Origin of the sequence: Mycoplasmopsis mustelae, from assembly GCF_004365095.1 — a bacterium.
GTDB lineage: Bacteria > Bacillota_I > Bacilli_A > Mycoplasmatales > Metamycoplasmataceae > Mycoplasmopsis > Mycoplasmopsis mustelae.
The window spans coordinates 193240-216480 of sequence record NZ_SOCN01000001.1; the positions used below are offsets into that span (position 1 = coordinate 193240).

Consider the following 23241-nt stretch of genomic DNA (forward strand, 5'->3'; position numbering starts at 1 on the left):
GTAAGAAATATATAAAAAAAGGCATAAAATATGCTTTTTGAAATTCAATTTTAACAATTTAAAAATATTTTTTGTAACTATAGCATAGATAAAAAAGATATTTTTAAACATTTTTAGATATATAAAGAAAATTCTTGATGATAAAATTTAAAATGTTCTGGTTTTATATAATATTTGCCTGCTATACAAATACTATTATCATCATATCCCCAAAACGAAACAACCACCATATAATTTAAATTAAATTTATTAACTTTTTCATATTTAAGTTCATAAACCATATTTTTTAAGCTTTGTCTTTCTGTTAAGATATTAACAAGCGGCCTACGAAGATCAATTGGTTCAAATTCATCTATATTTTTAGTAGAGACATAAATATCTGCTTCGGCAATTATTTCACCTTTTTTCTCATAACTTAGTTTAAATGAACGGTGTTTTGCTAAAAATATGATATTTTTTTCTTTAAATCATGTAGGGAGATTATTTTTTGTTTCTTGTCCTAAAATTCTGTCTACATTAAGTAAATAACTAATTGGTTTAATTAAATTATGAAAATTCTCTGCAACAAAATGCCCACGCTTAGAAATTGAATAAATTGCACCAATTGAAAAAAGTTTTTGATATGCAGAAACTACTACAGAACGCGAACAATTAAAACGACTCATCAATTGGTGTTCTGATGGCATTATCATATTCACCGGTATCTTTTTACTTGCAATTAAATCAATTAAATACTCAATTAAATTGTTTGTTTTAGTTTGAATTACATTTCTTTTATTTTGTTGCGTTTCTTGGAAATCTTTAACGTATTTTCGATTAGTTCTTACATTATTCATATTAATATTTTATCAAAACTAATTTATTTTCTTATAAGTTTCAAATTCGATCTCTATTTTATTTATTATTTTTAAAAGCATCTAAAAACTGCATAAATATATCCAATGTAAGTGAATGCGAAATTGCTGAATTGTAAATCTAAAAGCTACACTATTTTATTTAAATTTTATAGTGTAGCTTTTAGATTTGAATTTTGAATAAAATAAGGAAAAACTGATCTTATTTTGTTAAATATATATTTTTTTTAAATTTTATTTATGAGAGTTTTGAATTGGATTGTTGATTTTCTAAAAGTTGATCGATTCGAATTCGCAAATCCTCTACTGAATGTGGTTTTGTTGCTATAATTTTATCTTTCGAAACAAAACCAAAACGTTTTTTAGCCATTATAATAAAAACTATATTTACAAATGCTAAAGCCATTGCAATATATGAAGTTATATAATTAATTTCACCTAACTCCCCAATCGAAATTGGTTTTAGTCCATAATCAGTAGGGGCATATGTAGTAAGAAAAGTTTTTGCAGGTTTTAAAGCATTTACAAAGAAAAGTAAGATAAAAACAAGCGGAATAATTCAAAATAAAAGCATAAAGTTTGAATCTGCATTTCCTTTATTAGTATAAATAATTACCTGCATATAAGTCAAAATCATAATGCTAATTAATGAAAAGAAAATAGTTAAAGAATTTAAGATTCAAAACATTTCGCGAATTTGATATGATGGAGAAGCATCATAAATTTGTTGCACAGTTAGATTAACAGCACCATCCGAATTTAAAAGATAGTAATATTCTGCTTGCATTTGTTGATAAAAACGAGTAAATAAAGTAGCTTGTAAAACAACTATACATACAAAAAAGAAAGTGATTACTGCTAATAAGGCTTTACGGGCTAAGTAATTTTGTTGTAAAACTATTTTTTTCTTCATTAGTTAATTCTTTCTTCGCTTTGTGCATCAAAAATATGAATTCTTGATATCAAAAATTCTACATAAACATGTGAATATAATTCAAATTCTTCACTGTTTGAAGCATTCACAATAAATTCTATATTTTCATTAACGCGAACTGTAATTAATTGATCTTTACCAATTAATTCAATATTAGAAATTTTACCTAATACTGAATTTTCTACTGGAGTATGTATAATTCGCAAATCTTCACTACGAAAACCAATAACTAATTTTTGTTGATTTTTTAATAAAGTTGCTGTTTGTACATCTAATTTAATTTGAATTTTATCATCATTCGATGTTATAATTCCATTATCATTAATTGCATCAAAAGTATTCATAGTGGGAGAACCAATAAATTTAGCAACAAAAATATTTGCTGGCTTAAAATATAAATCCTTACCTTTACCATTTTGTTGAATTTTTCCATCATTAAAAACTACAATTTGATCACCCATTGTCATTGCTTCAAGTTGATCGTGGGTAACATAAATGCTGGTGGTATTTAACAAACGGTGAATATTCACAATTTCACGTCGCATACTTTCACGTAGTTTCGCATCTAAGTTTGAAAGCGGTTCATCCATTAAAAAGACTAATGGTTTTCTTGCAATCGCACGACCAATAGCAACGCGTTGGCGTTGTCCACCAGATAAATCTCTTGGCTTGCGATATAAATAATTTTCAATTCTTAAAATTTTTGCGACATCTTTAACACGTTTATCAATCACATCTTTACGCTCACGCGCAATTTTAAGACCAAAGGAAATATTATTATAAACATTCATATGCGGATATAAAGCATATGATTGAAACACCATTGCAATATTGCGCTCATTTGGTAAAAGATTGTTATATCTTTTGTTATTGAATAATAAATCTCCTTTAGTAATGGAATTTAATCCTGCTATCATCCTTAACAAAGTAGTTTTACCACAACCACTAGGTCCTAAAAAAATACAGAAGGTTCCTGCTTTGATATCTAAATTAATGTTTTCTAAAGTATATTTTTCATTTCCTTCGTATTTTTTAGAAAGATTAACCAACTTAATATCGGCGCCATTGCTTGAATCATATATTTCACCAACCTCGGAAACTAATTTATCAATATCAATAGTTTCAAAACCTGATGCGAGTTCATCTAATTGCATTGAATCATCAGTGATATTTTTTTTGTCTTTTTTAAACATCATAAATTATCCTTTCACTGCTCCGTCACTCAATCCACCAATAATGTATTTTTGTAAATACATAAATAGTGCAAAAGCTGGAATTGAGGCAAGGAGTGAACCGGCCGCATAAGCACCTGCATTAATATGTTGCGGATCAGCGCTTAAAAAAGTGTCCAAACCAACCGCCAAGGTTTTTTCTTTAGAATCTGCGAGAATGAATTTTGGTAGGATAACATCAGTAAACGGTGTTAAAAATGATCAAAGTGCCACCATAATTAAAGCCGGTTTAATCACTGGTAATAAGATTTTGAAGAAAAGTCCTCAATTGCTGCAACCATCAATTTTCCCAGAATCATCTAATTCTGATGAAACTGTATCTAAATATGATTTCATCATAAAGGTATTTGCAGAAATTGATCCACCAGAATAAATAATAATTAACATGATAATAGTAGGTATACCTAAATCATTACCTAAACGTACAAGCAAGAATAGCGAAATCAATGCACTCGTTGCCGGAATGAGCTGCAACATCATTATAATTAACAATGAATTTTTAGAACCTGCGAATTTAAATCTAGAATATGCGTACCCATTGAGTGCAACAGCGGTTGTCGAGATTAACATTGTTAATCCTGCAATAATTAAAGTGTTTTTGTATCATACTAAAAAATCGCTGCGTTTGTCTTTAAATAGATATTTAAAGTTTTCAAAACCAAATTTAAACGGTAAAAGCGTAATAATCCGCTCATTAGCAACGTTAAAGGCTGCAACAATTAATGAAACAATTGGAAATAAAATAATAATAGCTCAAAAAATTAAGAATAAGTAATTGAAAAATAATCAGAGAATTTCAAATGGTGTTGGTGGTTTAGTGTCAGTTTCATTAAACTTAAGTCGTTTTGGAGAAAGTTTCTTCTCAGTTATTTTAATTTTATCAAAACTATGTTGATAAAACTTTTTACGTTTTATTTTTTCAAACATTAATCTCTCCTTGACATTGTTTTAATAAATCCACGTGCACCAATCGCAATTGAAATTAAAGCTGCAAAAGTTGTTAAAGCTGCCGCAAAAGCCTGATTTCCTTCAACCTGAATTGCATTTGATGTAATTTTATATACTCAAGAAATGATAATATCTGTTGAAGCCTCACCAAAGGCTGATGAATTTTCAAAGTTTGGTCCACCGCCTGTGAAAATTGAAATAGTAGTAAAGTTATTAAATGCACCAACAAATTGTCCGATTAACATCGGAGCAATTGAAATAAGTAGTGATGGTAAGGTAAGATATCAAAATAGTTGTCTACCCTTTGCTCCATCCACCGAACCTGCTTCATAAATATCTTTTGGTATCGATTGTAAATTACCGGTCACTAACATAAAAATAAATGCATAACCAATTCAAGTTTGCACGACAATAACTAGTATTCTTGCACTACTAATTTGATTTAGTCAATTAATTGGATTATTGATTAGTTTTAATTCTAATAAAATCTTATTGATATATCCTACTTCTCCTGGAGCGAATGAAGATCTAAGAAATGACAAAGTAACAAAAGCCGGAATCGCTCAAGGTAGAATGTAAATTAAACGGAAAAATTTTTTAAACTTAATACGTTGATTGTTGGTTAAGATTGCGATAATAATACCTAAAGAAATTGGTAAAAAAGTAGAAAAAACGGTTCAAATTGCAGTTCAGTAAAACACGCGACCTAAAGATTGAAATAATCCGGCTTTTCTAAAAGTTCATCAATAGCCCCAATTTTTCAATCCCACTCAATCAACAGTTTGTGCTGGCGCTGAATGTTGATAACCATAGTTAGTAAATGAAATTAAAATAGATGTAATAATTGGTGTAGCTACCACAAAAATCATTAAAATTCAACCTAAAATAGAAATAATTCAAGGATAACCACCAGTTTTAAGTCAACGTTTGGTATGTGATCATTTACTTGGACGTGATCCAAATTCTAAGTTTCTAGCAACACGATAAGCAACCATGCCAGATGTAATAAAATAAATTAGGACTAAGACCATTAAAATAACACTAATGACACCACCAAATAAATAAATTCTGGCATCCGGTAATTCACCTAAATCAATGTTATGAGAATTTGCTCCTAAATCACCAAAACCTGGTATTCCACCCATTTTATTTCAGTAATATCCAAAAGAAAAAGGAATAATTAATGCTCAAACCAAAACGGAAACAAATAACATTATTGCACCTTTTAGATATTGTTTAAACATTGTAATTTCTGGCAACCCAGGTAAGACAATACCTAAAATCAATGACAATCATCTTAAGTTTTTCATCGTTTCAGTCGGTATTGTCTTTTGAGCTTCAGTAATTTTACTATCGTAAATCTTAGAATTTACTTTCATTTCAGCTAATTCACGCCAAAATGAAGTTTTTAAAATTTCTTTATTTGAAAGAATTTTGGATTGTAACTTAGTTTCAATTTTAGACTCTTTATATTCTATTTTAACTTCTATTTTTTTATTTTTAAATGCTGCTTTTGTGATTTCTTTGGTTTTAATTTTTGCTTTGAGTTTCTTTATATTTTGTTTATAAACTTCTTTGATATTCTTATATTTAACTTTAATTTCTGCTTTTTCATTAGCATAAACAGTGTTAAATTTATTCACTAAATATGTTTTATCAAGTAACAATTGATTTTCTAAATTTAATTTAGCATCATTAAAATCATCAGTTGTAATTAACTTTTGTTCTAATTGTAAGTTCAAATTTGCAAGATTATCCTTGTGTTGATTTTCAAGGATTTGGAGTTGTTGTATTATTATTTCGTGCTTAATTTTATTAATATTCGCTAAATTAATCTCGCGATTATATTCTTTTGATAAAGCTTGTAGTTGTTTTACTGTTAAGTGTTTAAAATTAAATAAAGCAACTTTTGATTTTATTCTTTCCTCACAAAATTTTAATCTTGTGGTACGATTGTCAATAAACTTTTCTTTTAAAGCCTTTGATTCAGCACTTAAAAAATCCCCTTCATAAGTATAAGAACTTTTAGATTTTGATAATAAATGTTTATATTGTGATTTTAGTAATAAATTAAATTCGTAATTATTACGTTTTTGATTTATTAAATTTAAATAAGTTTGAAACGCAATATCAACCAATGCACTTGCATTTTGCTTTTGAAATTCTTTTAAGGAATTTCAAATTTCTTGATTTTTTAATTTTAACTTGCTTGTATTTAAATTTTTAATTGTAAAATCAAAATTTGGCAAATTGAGTTGATTTTTAGACAAAAACAAATATAGATCTTTATAATTTTGTAATATTGCTCGTTGCTTATAAAAACTTTTTTGATGTTGATATTGATAGTATAAATGTTTTACTTCAATTTTACTCTTATTTTTAATTTTATCTACAATCGCCTTGTTGTTGGCTTCTTTGGACAAAATATTCTGTTTTTGTTCCTCAATTTTAAATAACGAAAGCTGTTTTTGTTGTTTTGCTCGTTGTTTTAAATCAGCAGCTTTGTTAGTATATTCATATTCAATTTCTAAGATTTTTTGTTTAGTATTTAAAATAATATTTTCTTTCTCTTTGAGGTATAACTCTTTTTGTAGTTTATATGTGCTTGAATATTTTCTTTGCAATTCATTTTTACGAGCAACTAACGAAAGTCTTTGTTGTTCTATAGACTGATAAAATGTTTTAAAAAAAATGTTTGCTTTATCACCTAATTTTTGTAAATAACTTAATTCATTTGGTAGTAAGAATTGATGTATTTTAGTCAATTCAAAATCTGTATCTTTAATTTTATTTAAATATATTTTTAAAACACTAAAAATGATGTATTTCTTAAAGGTTTCTGTTTCAGATAAACGGGTGCTATTTTGTAATTTTTTAATATGTGCTATCTTTACTTCTAATTCATCGGCTGATTTAGATAACGAATAAACATAATCTTTTGCATAAACTCTAATGTCTTTTAAGTTTTTTTGAATTTTTTTGAGCTCAAAATTTAGTAAAGAATTAATATTTTCGCAAAAAGATAATTTCTTAATTGAATCCCTAAGTACTGAAATTTTATTTTTGTAAGCAACATAGTGAGAATTTAATTGACGCTTTAAATTTGCATTTAATTTACTTCTTGCACGTAAAAATAAGTCTTTATCTATATTTGTTTGTGCATTAATTTTGTCTTTTGTTCTTAAAAAAATGTTTTTAACTTGTTTTTTGTAAGCCTTTAAATTACCAGACGTTTGTGGTAAGATAGCATCAAATGATTCACCATATCAGTTATATAATTTCAACTTTTCCATATCAATTACCTGCTGCGTCCTTTATGTATTTTTATTCACTCATAATAGTGAAATTTTCTTTTAATGTGATATTGTACACAAAAAGTAAATAATGAAATTACTATTGATGCCGAGATAACAGATATAAAAGCACCTACAATAATTTGAAAATTACTCATGTATTGAACCCCTCTAAAAAAAGGTAAAAATGCCAGAACAAAATAAATAACTATTCAACTAATTCAAAAGATATAACCTGCTTTAAGTTTATTTCTCAATAACAAAAGGTATATTAAGAAAAATACTAATACAAATGTATTTGCTAAATAGGAAATTAAAGTACTAATCGATAATTTTTTTGCATATTCGCTAATTTTATCAGGGTTATTGCGTATATCTGATGGTAAGCTATCTCGGTTAATTCCATAACCAAAAGGTATCAAAACTCATACAAGAAGCACTGCGGTCAGCAGTGCAACTTGAACTAATAAAATATAAAATTGATTTTTAAAAATTTCGGTTTTATATTTTTGATAAAACTTCATTATTTATCAGTAAAGACAACTCTTACATTACTATTTTGAGTATTAAAGGTATTAACTGTTTCTGTATAGTTTGCTGACAATTTATCTTCCATTGCATTAATAAAATCTTCTTTAGTGTTGATATTCTTAAGACCTTTATATCATTCTTGATTACCAAATGTTTTATCATTTCAATTAGTTCATACAGAACTTAATTGTGGGTTTGAATTATCAAAACGAGATGGTTGAACTTTCAAAATGCCAATTCCATTGTCTTTAATTGAAGTTTTTGAAGTTAGTACATCAAAAACAAAGTTAATTGAAAGGAATTTTTCATAAGTTTGGATTTTTGCATCTGTTTCTGCGATTGTAACATTAGAATCGGTTTGATCTTTTTTCTTCATTTTGGTATTTGCAATGTATTCATCAACAACTGCATAAATTCTAGCAAAATTAATATAACTGTTTAGGTATAAATCTACTACTTTTTTAATTTCAGCATCTGAAACTGTTGTTTTTGATGCAGTATTTGAGAAGAATTTAGCGTTAGCAAAAATTTTATCTTTGAGTTGTTTCAATGTATTATTTTTCATTGCAGCAATAATTTCATCTAATAGCGCTTGTTTTTCTGATTCTGAATCACCATCTACACCAAAAATGAATTTTTCTATTTTTCTTACATGAAATGTTCCGAGTTTATTACCCTCTTTTTTCTCTTGAACTAGATTTACATTTCCATATTTTTTCAAAGCATCTTCACTAGTTAATTTTTCTCATGCTCCTGATTTTAATAAAGATTCAGAAACTTGTCATGATTGTCCATTACCTACTAACATTTTTGATCAATCAGTAGATAAACCTAATAATGCAGCAACGGTGTTTCTTAATGGTAACGCATCTAATTGTGAATCATTAACTTCTTTTAGCTTAGCAGCGTATTCACCTTGTAATTCTGCGGTTGAAACCATTTTTGTTTTCGAAATAAGGTTTGCATCAGCATCCGGCTTGTTGCTATTTGAAAGATTTTCTCAAGTTCCTCAATTATTAAAGTTTCCATCTCAACTTTTTGAAACCGAAAGTTTTTTAATAGTTTCACCAAAAGTTTGTTTTAAATCTTGATAGTCAGTATATCCCAAACTCTTTGCAAAATCATTTATAACTTTTAATTGAGGTGAATTTTCTTGCTGAATTTTTTCTTCAATTTGAGTTTGAATTGCTTGTGAAAATGGAACTTTTGAATCTTGTTTAAAATATTTATAGTATGATTCGGTTTTAAATGCAGCTTTAATTACTTCTTCGAGAGCTTTTTTTCTCAGATCTGATGAACCATTGTTTCTTGATGAAATTGCATATAATCAAGCCCCTTGTGCTTGTCTATATTCCTCATTATCATCGATATTCACCACATTGAAAAATGATTTAGCATTGGCTGCTTGGCGAGCATTTTGAACATCTCATGTACCAATCAATGCATATTCTAATTTTTTATTTGTAATAGCATTAAAAATTGAGTTATTAACTTGGTTTAAGTCAGTAATATACATTCCTTGTAAATCACCTTGTGATAATCCATTCTTACCTCAAGGGGTATTTTTAAATTCATCAGCACTCATAAAATATGCAGCCTGAATAACAGGTCATAATACATCCGCAACTGCTGTTAAACCTTGTTTTAATAATGGGTGGTATTTATCGTCTTTAAGAAACCATGATGAAACTTTACCATCATCTTTTTTGTATAGATTTTTTGAATAAAATGAATCTTTTAAATCTTGACCGTAAAATTCTTTTTGATCATCTGGTAGATTATCTCATGCTTTTTGAATTCCACCATATAAAATACCATTACCATATCAAAAGTCTTGTAGTCTTAAAATTACTTTACCTTGTTCAACTAGTTCTTTTAAGGTATCAGTATTTTTATTATTTAGTTCTTTAATAGTTGCTTCTTTATCTTTTGCCGATGCCAAAACAATTCCTTCTTTATTGTGACGAATTCCAACAAATTTAGAAAGGGTTTTATCTCCGGTTTTATTTGAACCAGTTACAGTACCAAATGTTCTTAACTCTGGTAATTGATTATCTGTAAGTTGTGTTTCTGTTTTAATAGTTTCTAAAATGTTTGACTCACCATTTTCACCATTAGTTTTACCAAAAAATTTATCTAAATCTACTAAATAATTATTTTGTACAAATTCAGTAACTCTATCTTGTGGTAGATAAAAAATGTCAGGAACTGTTTGATCATTAAGTCCTACTGTACCAAGATTTAATGCATCAAAAACTCCTTTAGTAATGAATTTTAATTCAAAACCATCTTTTTTGTGTGCATCAGTTTCATCAAAAATCTTTTTAACTTCGTTATAAAAATCTTTTTGAGCACCATCAACAGCAACATAAATATCTTTGGAATTTTTACCTGTAGTCGGACTTCCACATGATACAGCAACTGATAAAGCGCCAATTGAAAAAGCACTAGATGATAAAATTAATAATTTTTTTGATTTCATATTTATAATATTCCTTAATATTTAATCTAATTAATTCAGGATTATTCAAATGCGATCTCATTTTTTTGATATGCAACAATAGAAAAAACAATACAGATAGGAGTTAAAAATAATAATCCGCTTAGCGCACATATAATAGCAATTCATTTATTAAATTCAGTTTTAGATAAAATATAAAAAATATGAATGCTTAAAATTATTTCTATTAAAAAATTAATCACTAAAATTGCTAACATAATCCGAACTCAATAGTTTTGAAGGTTAGCAACTAATTTAGTCGCAAATAATTCTGGTGAATTTTGCTTGAGATTTATAATAATTTGGAGCAAAATTATTTCAATAATTAAAATAATGATATTTGCAAATAGCATAAATAAATATTCAATAATTTTTGGTTTATATTTACGCTCTAAAGGAAGTTTTCCAACTCAAAATCACCGAAATTTCACACGAAACGGCGGACCTTGAAACTGTATCTTTTTCTTCATAATCCTCATTTTTAATTTTACTTTATATAAATTCATAAAGAGAATAAACTAATGTGCTTTTAACAAAATATAGAAATACTTTTTGTTGTACTTGATATATCAAGTACTTTTTATAAAATTTCTATATTTTATTAATGTCAGCAATTTAAATTATATAAATTTTATTTTTTAAATCTAAAATATATAAATTAAGTTTCTTTTAAAATATCTAATACTACTTTTTTTAATATGAGAATTACTTTTTAATACTATAAAATAGTGTTAAAAAGTAATTCATTCTTAAAATTTATGTACTTAATATTAAATTTTATTTTGAAATAACTAAATTGATAAAATTATGATCTAGAAATAAGAAAAACGCCTATTTTTTGTGGAGATGTGCTTTCCATTATTTTTCCATTTATTTTAAAACTTTGATTAATTAATACACGATTAAAATGATAACTTGACTTCAATTCAATTTTAAAATCATCTAACGAATCACTATAAACTACTAAAATATAAGTATCATCATCGTTTTTACGAACTGTTAAATTATTTGGGTAAGAGCTTGCATTAACAATAATTTCACTTGGATTAACTATATATTTTTCATCTTGAATTGAAAGCGATGGGTATTGTTTTCTTAACAAAATCAGTTGTTTAGTAAGTTCATATGCACCATTTTTCTTTGCAACAATATCTTCAAGATAACCTTCACCTACTGATGCTTTGGTCTCAATAACATCTCCACTACGTTCATCTTTAAAATAAACACGCTTATTTAAATCTTTTCAATAAAACGCTTCGCGAACATTAGCATCACCGTGCGCTTTATTTCCTCCTTGCATTAATAATTCATTTCCGTTATACAAAATTGGTAACCCACCGCGCGATAGTAGTGAATAAATAGCGGCTAAATAAGCAGAACGTTCTTGGGAAGTTAATTGATGAGAAGTTAAATTTAAACTTGTTTTACTAACTTTATTTTTATAGTTTGCTATTCATCTATCTACATCATGATTGTCTAAAAAGGGCATTCATTTTCTATCAAAAGGTTTATTTAAATTATTGATAAGTGTTTCTTCGTCATCTGAAGTAATGTAGGGGTGTAATTGATATTTATAGTGAACCCCATCAATAACACTTCCTAGTGCTAATTGATTAAAAATGCCACTGGTTTGATATTTTTGTGCTTCATATACTGATTTTCATCATTCTCCAAACATAAATGCAACCTCAGAATCTCTTAAGACATTTGCTTTATTTGAATTACGTAATTGTGTTTCAACCACAGTTCTTCAGTTTGTAAATAATTTTGCTGTCTTTCTGCCATCAATATCTATATTTCTATTTTGTTTGTTGAAGTAGTGATAAAAAGCATCGTATCTAAAACCATCAATACCTTTTTTAGTTCAAAATTCGTGAATATAATTAATTTCCTTTAATACATCTGGATTATTTAAATTTAAATCAGGCATCCCTGCTCAAAAAGTTGCTATATAATGTTTATTAGTATCTTTTAAATTATGATTTACGTTTTTAAAATTCTGCCTTAAATTTGTATCATTAGCAGTATTGATGCCATCAATAAAATGATAGTAATTTTGATATTTTACATCACCTAATAATGCTTTTTGAAATCACGGATGCTCATATGATGTATGATTTAAAACCATATCCATAACCACTCTAATTCCGTTTTGATGTGCTTTTTTGATAAATGTATCAAATGCAGACATCCCACCTAATTCAGGTGCAACTTTAGTATAATCAATAACATCGTAGCCGTGATATGTGGATGCTGGATGAAAGGGCGAGAGATATAAAGTATCAATTCCCAGGTTGATAAAATAGTCTAAATTATTACTGAGTCCAATAAAATCACCGATTCCATCATTATTTCCATCTGCAAATGAATAAACCGTTAACTGATACATTGTGTTTGATTTCGGTTTTTTTATAAATGGTGCTTGGAATTCTTGATTCTCTGCTTCATCTGCATAGGTTAAGTTTTGCATACTTTCTTGATTCATTTTAACAAAAGCAGCATTATTTCAACCCTTTAAATTTGTTTTAGATTTAAGAAGTTGTTTGATATCGGCATCTTTGTTATAATTGTGTGCACAAGATAAAGTGATTAAACTTGTTAGTATTGTTGCAAAAGATAATATTTTTGATATTTTCATATGATTAAAATTCTCCTGTGGTATTTAAAGTAAATTCCTAAAAAGTATATTTTGATCTAAAAATTAACATAAAAAACACTTTTTAGGAATTTGTTATATAATTAATCATATTATTAATTAGGAAGGAATATTAAAATGTTAACAGAAGCAAATAAAGAACAAGTTTTAGAAGCTATGAAATCTCCTAAAGCTAAATTAGTTGTATTTTATGCTGAATGATGTGGTCCATGTAGAATGTATAAATCTTCATTAGATGAATTAGCCGATAAAGATCATATGGAAATTTTGAGATTTAACATCGACAGCGATAAACACTTTGCAAGAGAAATGGGTGTTGAAACAATTCCGTTTTCTAAAGTTTATGAAAATGGAGCACTTGTAAAACAATTTACTGGATTTAGACCATACGAAGCTTTAAAAGATGAAATTAAAAACTTTTTAAAATAAATGGTATAAAAAATGGTGCCGACAACTGGACTTGAACCAGCGACCCCGTCCTTACCATGGACGTGCTCTGCCTGCTGAGCTATGACGGCACATTTATTTATATTATATCATACCTAAATTTTATTAAAAGTATTTTCACTTGAAATATCAAACAAAAAAATGAATCTAGTTATTAGATGTAAAATTATATATTATTAAAATGTTTTACTAGGACATGGGGGTGGCACCAGCCCTATGTCCTAGTAAAACAACACAGAAAAATCACCAATAAGGTGATTTTTGTATAACTTTACGACATTAAGGAATCGGAATTATCAAATACCACATCAACGTTATTAATAATACTTTTATCGTTATATAAAAGTTTAGTATCATTTAAGTCAACTAAATATGATTTAGCTAATAATTTGATTAAAGAAGTTTTAGTTCGTGAATTTAAATCATCATATTTTTTAGGATTTTTACGGTATTCGTATATATCTTCTGATCAAATTCTAGAGTAATAATAATTATTAAATAAGGAATTAAAGAAATAGTTATACTGTCGTTGCTGTGATTTCTCTATTTTGTTTGAATTTTTATTTTCAAAAGCAATATTTTTACTAAAATACAGAGCAGAAAAACTATCTTTCATTCTTGTATATCAATGATATGATTCGTCATATTTGTTCTTAGTTTCTGTGATCGGACTAATTAAACTCTTTTTTATCATTAAATTAAGTTTTATTTTCTCATCTTGATTTATGACGCTCTCAATTTTTGAAGTATTATATATTTGCAATTTGTCATCATATGAATAAACACTCGAATCTTTTACTTCAAATTCTAAATAATCAGGCGTAATAACAGTTTTAGTTTGCCAAAGTCCGCGTTCATTTATTTTTCTAACAAATAATAAATTAACTAAAACTTTATTTTGATTTAATAAAGGTAAAATTTCTAAAATCATATTGTTATTTTCTTTATAAAAAAGATCATTTTCATTACCAAAATATTTGTTAATATTTTGGTAATTTCAATCAAAATTATAAGCATCAGAAATTTTATTAAAAATCAAATTATCATCGATTTTCGTTGGTGAAATAATTGCAAATACCGAATGCTTTTTATTAATTTGTTTAATTAGATTTTCACTAAATTTATTATTTAGCACTAAGTTATCTACTTTTAGGTTTCGTTTAAGTTCATTAATTTGTTTATTAGTTTGCTTTTCAAAAGGACTTTCAAGTTCTTGATGGAAAACTTTTGAATCTTCTTTTTCAACGCAAGAAATAGCTATTACCGGAATAAAATAAAAATGCAAAGAGAGTCATCATTTAATGTTTTTTTTAAACACTTTATACTCCTAATTTATATCTTGTTTCATTTGTTGCAGTAACATCAGAAAGTATAGAGTATGCATATTTAGAGCTCAAATCCCAATTTTTAAAACTATCTTTTAGTTTAATATAAACTGTGTATTCATAAGGCAAACCATTATAATTTTTATCATCATATAACCCAAATCTGTTTGTGGATGCTGAAGTATTACCTAAAACATTATCATAATTAAAATTCATTGATGAAACATGGTATTGTTTATAAATTCATTCTGGTGTAGCAAATATACTACCGTGAAGATTTGTATTAAAAAGATTTACATGATTATCTATTTCTTCTTTGCTAATTTCTTTTCTTTCAGAATTTGATAGTTTAAATAAATCTGAATAGTTAGATAAGACTAAAAGATATTTATCTGATCCCGTTATATAACGAGTATAATCAAATCCGCTACTATCATTAAGTAAATCACTAATTCTGAATTTAACGACATTATCTGCATAAAATTTCATTCTATTTCAATCTGCATAACTAAAACCTATGTTATCAGGTAAATTAAAAATGTCTTTTTTATATTTTTTTATAGAAAAACTTGCTGCTAATATAGCTTTTAATTCAGGTACATCAAAAGATGAATCAGGTCTCTTTATAGACTCAAGAAGTGCGGACATTGCGAGTAAGACAGGGGTAGAAAAACTTGTTCCTAACCATCTTTCTGGATCGGGATCATCTAAGTCGGTTTCGGTTGAGTAAGGTTCATCAATTAACAATAAAGACTTATCAGAAAAATTATCCGGAGCTACTCCTAATGGAGAATCATCAAATTTATTGATTTTGCCATTTGAGAAATTTTCTATTTCATCATTTTTTATATCATATGCTCCCACTATAAAAGTGTTCTTTGTTCTTTGATAAGGAGAAGTCTTTTTTCAAAAATCTAATTTAGGATCTAAAACATTCAATAGCGCTTTTAAAAATAATCTCTTTATTTTCCCTACTCCATCTTTATTTAGTTCATCAGATATTCATTTTCTAGTTTGATTGACCATCTCTAAAACTTTTGTTCTTCTATTACCTGATGAAATAAAAAACTTCATATTATATTTATATGCGTATTCATCTATTAATGATGCAATATCAGGATAATCGGTATATATCAATGATTTTAAGGTATTAATTTTATATTTAATTTTATCAAAATTATTCTTTTCAAAATCCTCTTTTATCTTATCTAAATCATAAAAATCATTATAGTAACTTGAAAAACTCATATTTATGAATTTAACAATATTTTTACGAAAAAACTCTAAATTTTCTTTTAGAATATTTAAGCTCGTTGTTGGATATGTTCTATTATAACTTGTTGAATAAATTTCAGCATTTTTTAAAAGTCCGGCATCACCTGCTATTATCGAGGCAATTTGTGTCGCATGTTCATTCTCTTCTCAATATTCAGTAAATGTGTTTTTTCACGATAATTCATTTTTTTTATAAACAGATGAATCATTCAAACTCGGATTATAAATAATTTTCCCAAAATTAATGCTTTTATTATTATACGAGTCTATAATACTATAATTATCTTCATTAAAATCATTATCAAATTTTATAGCAGTTTTACCATTAAATTTAAGCATTCTATAATCAACCAATCCAGAATCGATTATACCTATTTTAATTTTTTTATCAGATCTTTCAGTAATCCCTAATTTATCTCATAAATCATTAAATAAGTTATCATATTTTTTTATATTTCTAGATTTATTTGTAAAAACAGCGGAAAGAGAAAGTGGTACAATAGAAATTAAAATTGTACCTGATAAAATTTTTATTAATTTTCTTATTTTCATTTTTACTCCTTATATTTTAATTATACTCCGCTAAATAAAGTAAATTTAAAAAACAACTTGAAATCTTAAAATATCAAACAAAATTTAACCTAGTTATTAAATGTAAAAATTACATATGATTAATATGTTTTAGTCTTTATAAAAGTTGAGTGTATGATATATGTCTTATCAGTTTTATTTTATTTTCTCGTATACAGTTATCATAAGTATCAATCTAAAGAACTGCTCCGGTGAGTAGTTCTTTAGATTGATAATCTTTTGCTATTTCATTTATTAATTCTTTGGATATATCTGAGCGTTTTTGTCCCCCCTACCTTTATGAAGAAGGAATTGTTTTTTTGTTCTTGTTATGATTTTTTCAGAATTTTTAAGTATTTGATTACAGTGCCTTTAGATTTATTTACCTTTTTACATATAACCGAAATTGGTTGATCAGCACTACAACTATTTTTTTCGGGTAACTCTTTTCTGTTTTCTTCAGATTTGGATAAAGTTAAAAATCTTTTCATTATAGACCCTTATATAAATATTTTATTACATTTCTAGAGTCTAGTGTTGTTTAACATTTCAAGTTTATTAAAAGTAATTTAAATAAATTATTAAAAAACCTTAGATTAATAACTAAGGTTTTTTAATATGGAATAATATGAATATGTGTATGCATAACAACTTGTCCAGCTGTAGCGCCAGTGTTTACAAGTAATTTAAATCCTTGCTTATTATATTTTTGAATCTCAGATTGCGCTAATTTTCTCGCTACAGACATTGCATATAAAAAATCTGATTCATCATTTAATAAAATGTTTTCAGCAGGATTTTTAGGAATTACTAAAAAGTGTCCAGGTTGTACTGGTTTAATATCATAAATTGCAATTACACGTTCATCTTCATATAAAATATTAGCCGGTAATTGACGATTAATTATTTTGCTAAAAAGACTATCCAATGAATTTTTCTCCTTCTACCGCTTTCTTAATGATGTCATTGTCCACGGTTAATTTATTACCTAATGCTACAAATGCATTTAAAGCTTTATTATACAAACTTTCGTCATTTTGTATTAATAGAACAATTAATTTAATTAAACTGTTTTTAAAAGGTGTTTCATCCATAGATAGAATTGTTTGCTTAATTTTATCTGGTTGATTGGTTTCTCCTTTTTTAGGATTATCTATCATGATATCTTTAGCTAAAGGTAAAATTCGGTTTAGATAAGAAATCTGAATTTTATTTAAATCACCACTAATTGCTATTGGTTGTGCCAATTCTTCATTATCTAAAACTTTTACTAATTTTCTATTAATCGGATCATAAAAACCACTAAGTTCGGAAGCATTCACAATAGTTTTTAAATTCTGAAGATTATTATTTAAATTAAAACTATTAGCATCTTTAATTCCTACATAATCATTTAACTTGCCTTCATATGGGTTATTAAAGAATAATAAATCATTTGAAACAGTATCTGAATCAGTATATGATTCAGTCGCAATTTTATTGTAGTCAGCAATATTTTGAATTTGACTGGTTTCAATAGTAAAAATATCTACTCCAGGATTACTATATTGTCACAATTGCACTATTTTTTTATTTACTAGATAATCAATTAAAAAGAAATTATTTGTATCGTAATTATTTTTGTTTGTTTCATACGCTTTATCATCAACTTTTTTAATTTCTTCCTGATTTGAAAGAGTTAAATATTTATCTACTAATAACATTTTTAAAACATTTAATTTGACACCTGATGCATCAATTTTAAATAAGATCTTAAATTGATCTTTGTTTGGTTTTGATTTATATAAACTCAGCGATTGTAACGCTTGTCTATCCGCTTGATTTAATAAACCACTTTGCAATAATTTAGTAGTTTCTTTTCACATGTATGAACTATCTGTTTGATTTTTAAAATCTGCGTAAGTTGAATACGCTTGAAAAGCATCATTTTCAAAATTTACATTTGCTAAAAGGTCTTGTGTTGGTGTAATAGCATATAATTTTTTAACTGTACCTTCAAGTCAAATACTTTCTGCTACATCTTTTACTTTTTTATCAGCAAATTTTTCATCTTGCGCTATTTTCTCGGTAGTATCAACATTACGACCACAAGAAACTGCAACTACTAAAGGAGTCATTACAGAAGAAGAAAGCATTAAAAATTTAATTCATTTTTTAATCTGCATTATTTTTCTCCTTTTTGTAATTGTGATCTAAGTGTATTTTGTATTAAATCAAAAGCATTATTACTACTATATGTAAATTGTTGGTTACTTTTATCAAAATAAGCAATTTTTAGTTTTGCATCAGTTTTATCAAACGCAATATTTAAAGAATTTTTCTTGTTATAAGTATCTTTGATTCATTTATTAACTTTTTCAATATCGCTGATAAACTTAGTTTGCACACTTCCTTCAGACATTGCTAAAACATTTTCCTTAATTGCATCTAAATCGCTTTGTTTAAAGTTTTCCGTTTGCTTAGATGGTGAAAATGGATTAGTGGTTTTTAGTAATTCATTAACGAAACCTTGATCACTTAAAGCGGCAACTAAAAGTTGTTCTTTATTCGGATTTAAACTTAATTTATCTGTTATCTTAAAATTAGTATTATTACCTAATAATAAATTTTCTAAATCTGTTTTTATAAATGTTTTAAATTGATCTAATGATGTAATTTCTTGATTTTTATAAAGCATCAAACCTTTCTCTGTAGGTATGATTAAAAAGTCCGGTTTGTTTTTTACTCTATATGCAAATGATAAATATTTATCAGTAGAATGAACAACCACATTAAAGTTATCATTAAATCTGGCTCTAACATAATCTGAGAACTGTTGTGCAGTCATTGAATTAATTAAAATTTCAATGTTTTTGTTAACCTCTTCAATTAAATTAGTAATTTTACGACCATCATTAGGATTATTTTTAGTTACTAGAGTTTGTGCCTGTTGCAATTTTGATTGAATAATTGTTTCTCTTTCAGGATTAATTCCACTTGGTAATTTAAAAATTTCATTTAAATCAATTTCGGGCAACTTTGTAGTTTGGGTTTCAAAAAGTGTTGAACTTTGTGCCGCTAAAGCTAAATCAACATTTTGATTTAACATATCATCATAACTTTGAATACCATTAGTTGCCAATGTTTCCGGTTTTGTTAAAGTTAAATTATTTAAATAAAATTCAAAACGACGTTTCCTTCTATTAAAACGATCCAATGTTTCATTAGATTGTAAAGTGGTGTTATAAACTGCGTCTGAAATATTTTTAAGAAAATCAATATTTTGAGAAAAAGTTACATTTGAATCAGTATTTTTAGTTACGGTATATTTTAAAATATTTATCAATTTTTCTTTTGCGTTATCTTTATCAAAACTAAAAGGTAAAGTTAAATCATTATTAACAACACCAGGTAGCAGCACAGTTGTTGCAATGTTAATATTATTTTTAGAAAAATATTTAGCAATGATTGTGCTAGGGTCTTTTAAATCCGCAACATATGATTTAGTGGTAAAAATAACTGCTTTATTTGGTTGTTTTGAATCAATAAAGTATGTCTTATTTTCTTGATAGTAAGGCAAAACATTTTCACCTTGTTTAAATAAGATTTTTTGATTTCCACTTGCATCTTTAATTGGATTACCATTTTCGTCAGTTGCATCTATATCACGTGTTGCGTTTCGTTTAATATCTTTTAAATCAACTACTTTTGCTTCAATACTAAAGCGTCTTTTAGCTTCATTTTCAACTTCTTTGAAAGTTAAATATTCAACTGCTTCATCAATATTTTTACTATGTCCATATTCGTCTGATTGTAGTTTTTTATTTCATGTAGTTTCAAAAGTATCATATGGATAATTTTTTTCTATATTATTTCTGTCATCATTAAGTATTTGACGTTTTTCTAAACGAATTTTATTTAATGATTTTAACTCTATATCACTTTTTAAGCTTTCGTCGTTAGATAAAGAATTGTTATATAAGTTTTGATACTGTTTTGATGCTTTTACTTCTTCATTATAAAAATAAAAAATAGCTCGTCTATACAAATCATCAATTTTTTGGTTTGTCAAATGATTTGGATCACTTAGTAATTTTGTGATTTCACCAACATTTACTTTGTTAACAACTTTATCATTATCTCTCTGTTCTAAAATAACTTCATTATCAGATTTTGGTTGTATGTAATTAACTTTTGTTGTATTAATGGCTAAGGGAATTGAAATACCGGCAACCACACAAACACCTAACGCAGAAAGAATTGCAATATTAATCCGATTTCTTTTTCTACGATTTGTTTTTAGTTTTTTTTGTCTATCTTCATATGAATCGTTTAACTCAGTTAGTTTTTCGAAAAATGTTTTCTTTCTTTTGGCCATAATTTTCCTTTAAAATATACGACATTATTTAAAAATGTAAATTTAATTAAATTATAGCAAAAAAAATAGTTTTTTATGCTACTAAACAACCGAAAAATCAAGATTAATTTTACTTTAAATAAACAAGTAATTAAATAAACATTTTATAAATAAGATAATTAAATTTGTAATTTATTATATATTTATTTTCATATTAAAAACATAAATCTTAATATAATTTTAAGATGAAAAATATGCAAATTCAACACCCACTTTTAAAATTTAATAAATTGGCTTATGATTTAAAATTTGTTTATTCGCTCTATGATAAAACATTAGATGAAGCTCTAATGGGCAAATTTGCTTCGCAACCAATAAATGTAATTATTACATATAACACCCTATTAAAACTAAAAGAATTGAACAAAATCTATTTACAAATAAAGAACCAACAAGATCCTTTAATTTGTTTACCTTTTATTAATATCGAGGGTATTGATATTTATTTAAATGTTTTAATTCCTAGTAAATCTAAAAATAATAATGTCAAAATAATACAATATCTAAAAAAGGCTAATCAAGGCAAAAAAGACTATTTAACTAAATTATTTGATTTATTATTTAGTAGTGAACCTGATATTTGATCTTTTGTGTATTTTGATTATAAAGAAATGCAATTAAAACTAAAATATTTATCTAATATTAATATAAATTATTATAAGGTTGTTACATTAAGTGGAGTCCAATTTCCTTATATTGAAATTAAATAAAATATAAAAAAAGCAGCTTCCTATTTTCACCTTTCGGCTATCGTCGGCGTAAAGCGGCTTAACTACTGAGTTCGGAATGGTATCAGGTGATCCCGCTTGCTATTGCTACTAATAATATAGTACACGTTTTTTTTAAAAAAACAAACATTTTTTAATTTTTTTTATTTTTATTTTGCTAATTTAATAAAAGAAAAAATAATGTAAAATAATTATTATTTATATAAAAATACCGAGGAGATCAATTTAAATGATTAAACATACAGTTAATAAAGAAAAATCAGAAGTTTTAGTTTCTACAACCATTGAAAAAAAACTTTTTGACGCAAAATTCAATGAACTTTTAGAAAAAGAAAGTAAAAAAGTAAAAGTACCCGGTTATAGACCAGGAAAAGCTCCTAAAGAAAAATTACATGCATACATAAATTCAACTAAAATATATGATGAAACTGCTAATATTTTCTTAAAAACAGAATTAACAAATGTTTTTGATTATATTGTTAAAAATGATATAAAAGCAGGAATTAAATATTCTATCTCAAGTGATTTAGACAAGGAAGGCAATCTACTTTTTAAATTTCATTTTCCTCTTTTACCAGATTTTTCAAATATTAAATTAGGTGAATTAAAAACTAAGTTCACATTTAAAAAACTAACTAAAGTAGATAAGAAAAAGATCTTAGAAAACTTCAAAAATAAATTAGGTGAAAAAGAGGAAGTTACAGACAAAAAAACAAAAACACAAATGGAAGACACCTTAAACATAGATTTTATCGGTTTTATTGATAATGAACCGTTTGATGGTGGAGAAGCCGAGGGCGTTGATTTAGTTTTAGGTTCCAAACAATTTATTCCTGGTTTTGAAGAACAATTAGTTGGCAAACATTTAGGTTGAAAAGGTGATATTAAAGTAGTTTTTCCTGAAAATTATTTTGTAAAAGAATATAGAAGTAAAGAAGCAATTTTTTCAGTTAAAATTAACAAGATTTTAAGAAACGTGCCTGCTGAATTAAATGATGAATTCTTTAAAAAATTAGGAAATCCAGAAATTCAAAATTTAAGTGATTTAGAAGTATATTTACAAAATAAATTTTTGAAAGATGCATTTACGCAAGAATTAAAAGACTTTTTAGAAAATGTAGTTAACGAGGTTTTGAAAATAAAAAATGTAATTATTCATCCCAACTTGTTAAAAGATGAAGTTACAAAAAAACAAAAAGAATTTGACCATAGTTTAAAAGAATTAAGAATTAAGCGCACTGAATATTTACAATTAGTTAAAACAACAGAAGCGGAAATGCAAAATGAATTTGAAAAAGTCGCTAGAGAAGATTTCAAAAGAAAGATAGTTAAAGAATGAATCTTTTCATTATCAAAAACCGATTTTAATAAACCGGATAGCGAATTTGCAAAATCATTAAAAAATAAACCTGATTTTGAAGAGTATAAAGGCTTAATAACTTACGTAGATATCACAAAAACTTTACTATTGCAAATGAATCCTGAAAACACTACAGAAGCAGAAAAAGTTGAAAAAGAAGCAATTAAACTATTTACAAAATAAGCTTAGACA

General features: G+C 26.4%; 18 protein-coding genes, 1 tRNA gene and 1 rRNA gene. 3 read left to right on the plus strand and 17 right to left on the minus strand.

Annotated elements, in window-relative coordinates:
- Positions 1-113 precede the first annotated feature (113 nt).
- From BCF59_RS00810 to BCF59_RS00850, 9 genes are all read right to left on the minus strand, one after another.
- Positions 114-836 carry a winged helix-turn-helix domain-containing protein gene (locus BCF59_RS00810; protein WP_134110297.1) on the minus strand — a complete coding sequence of 241 codons (723 nt, stop codon included), beginning with the start codon at positions 834-836 and terminating at the stop codon, positions 114-116.
- A 256-nt stretch (positions 837-1092) separates the two neighbouring features.
- A complete protein-coding gene (locus tag BCF59_RS00815; protein WP_134110299.1) occupies positions 1093-1767 on the minus strand; it encodes a hypothetical protein in 675 nt (224 codons plus the stop codon).
- Positions 1767-2984 carry an ABC transporter ATP-binding protein gene (locus tag BCF59_RS00820; RefSeq protein WP_134110302.1) on the minus strand — a complete coding sequence of 406 codons (1218 nt, stop codon included), beginning with the start codon at positions 2982-2984 and terminating at the stop codon, positions 1767-1769. The genes BCF59_RS00815 and BCF59_RS00820 overlap by 1 nt, the downstream gene beginning before the upstream one ends.
- Positions 2985-2987: 3 nt before the next feature.
- A complete protein-coding gene (locus BCF59_RS00825) occupies positions 2988-3947 on the minus strand; it encodes a sugar ABC transporter permease (RefSeq protein ID WP_134110315.1) in 960 nt (319 codons plus the stop codon).
- Complete coding sequence (locus BCF59_RS00830) at positions 3947-7261, minus strand: ABC transporter permease subunit (protein WP_134110317.1); 3315 nt, start codon at positions 7259-7261, stop codon at positions 3947-3949. Before BCF59_RS00830 ends, BCF59_RS00825 begins: the two co-directional genes overlap by 1 nt.
- Before the next feature lie 5 nt (positions 7262-7266).
- Entirely contained in the window at positions 7267-7785 is a 519-nt protein-coding gene (locus tag BCF59_RS00835; RefSeq protein WP_134110319.1) for a hypothetical protein, read from the minus strand.
- Complete coding sequence (locus BCF59_RS00840) at positions 7785-10274, minus strand: hypothetical protein (RefSeq protein ID WP_134110321.1); 2490 nt, start codon at positions 10272-10274, stop codon at positions 7785-7787. The genes BCF59_RS00835 and BCF59_RS00840 overlap by 1 nt, the downstream gene beginning before the upstream one ends.
- A gap of 41 nt (positions 10275-10315) precedes the next feature.
- Positions 10316-10762: a hypothetical protein gene (locus tag BCF59_RS00845; RefSeq protein ID WP_234851408.1), complete on the minus strand. Its 447-nt coding sequence runs from the start codon at positions 10760-10762 to the stop codon at positions 10316-10318.
- A 335-nt stretch (positions 10763-11097) separates the two neighbouring features.
- The gene (locus tag BCF59_RS00850) at positions 11098-12930 is read right to left on the minus strand and encodes an alpha-amylase family glycosyl hydrolase (RefSeq protein WP_134110325.1); all 1833 of its coding nucleotides are present in this window, start codon (positions 12928-12930) and stop codon (positions 11098-11100) included.
- Between the two features lie 135 nt (positions 12931-13065).
- Between BCF59_RS00850 and BCF59_RS00855 the strand changes: the two genes are divergently transcribed.
- Positions 13066-13377 carry a thioredoxin family protein gene (locus tag BCF59_RS00855; protein WP_134110327.1) on the plus strand — a complete coding sequence of 104 codons (312 nt, stop codon included), beginning with the start codon at positions 13066-13068 and terminating at the stop codon, positions 13375-13377.
- 13 nt (positions 13378-13390) lie between these two features.
- Here the strand turns inward: BCF59_RS00855 and BCF59_RS00860 are convergent.
- The 7 genes from BCF59_RS00860 to BCF59_RS00885 form a co-directional block, all read right to left on the minus strand.
- A tRNA-Thr gene (locus BCF59_RS00860) sits at positions 13391-13466 on the minus strand.
- Between the two features lie 200 nt (positions 13467-13666).
- Entirely contained in the window at positions 13667-14713 is a 1047-nt protein-coding gene (locus BCF59_RS00865; protein ID WP_134110329.1) for a hypothetical protein, read from the minus strand.
- A gap of 1 nt (position 14714) precedes the next feature.
- Positions 14715-16547: a S8 family serine peptidase gene (locus BCF59_RS00870; RefSeq protein WP_134110331.1), complete on the minus strand. Its 1833-nt coding sequence runs from the start codon at positions 16545-16547 to the stop codon at positions 14715-14717.
- 347 nt (positions 16548-16894) lie between these two features.
- Entirely contained in the window at positions 16895-17056 is a 162-nt protein-coding gene (locus BCF59_RS03645) for a hypothetical protein (protein WP_166666781.1), read from the minus strand.
- A 122-nt stretch (positions 17057-17178) separates the two neighbouring features.
- Positions 17179-17493: a histidine triad protein HinT gene (gene hinT, locus BCF59_RS00875; protein ID WP_134110333.1), complete on the minus strand. Its 315-nt coding sequence runs from the start codon at positions 17491-17493 to the stop codon at positions 17179-17181.
- Positions 17486-18730, minus strand: coding sequence for a HinT-interacting membrane complex lipoprotein P60 (locus BCF59_RS00880; protein WP_134110335.1), 1245 nt, complete (start codon positions 18728-18730; stop codon positions 17486-17488). The genes hinT and BCF59_RS00880 overlap by 8 nt, the downstream gene beginning before the upstream one ends.
- Positions 18730-20922 (minus strand): HinT-interacting membrane complex protein P80, encoded by a 2193-nt coding sequence (locus BCF59_RS00885; RefSeq protein WP_134110337.1) that lies wholly within the window; start codon positions 20920-20922, stop codon positions 18730-18732. Before BCF59_RS00885 ends, BCF59_RS00880 begins: the two co-directional genes overlap by 1 nt.
- Positions 20923-21155: 233 nt before the next feature.
- Here BCF59_RS00885 and BCF59_RS00890 point away from each other — a divergent pair, with 233 nt between their 5' ends.
- Positions 21156-21671 carry a hypothetical protein gene (locus BCF59_RS00890; RefSeq protein WP_166666782.1) on the plus strand — a complete coding sequence of 172 codons (516 nt, stop codon included), beginning with the start codon at positions 21156-21158 and terminating at the stop codon, positions 21669-21671.
- Positions 21672-21678: 7 nt separating this feature from the next.
- Here BCF59_RS00890 and rrf read toward each other — a convergent pair.
- Positions 21679-21784, minus strand: a 5S ribosomal RNA gene (gene rrf, locus BCF59_RS00895).
- A gap of 134 nt (positions 21785-21918) precedes the next feature.
- On the opposite strand from rrf, the gene tig reads away from it, so the two are divergent.
- Entirely contained in the window at positions 21919-23232 is a 1314-nt protein-coding gene (tig, locus tag BCF59_RS00900) for a trigger factor (RefSeq protein ID WP_134110341.1), read from the plus strand.
- Positions 23233-23241 lie beyond the last annotated feature (9 nt).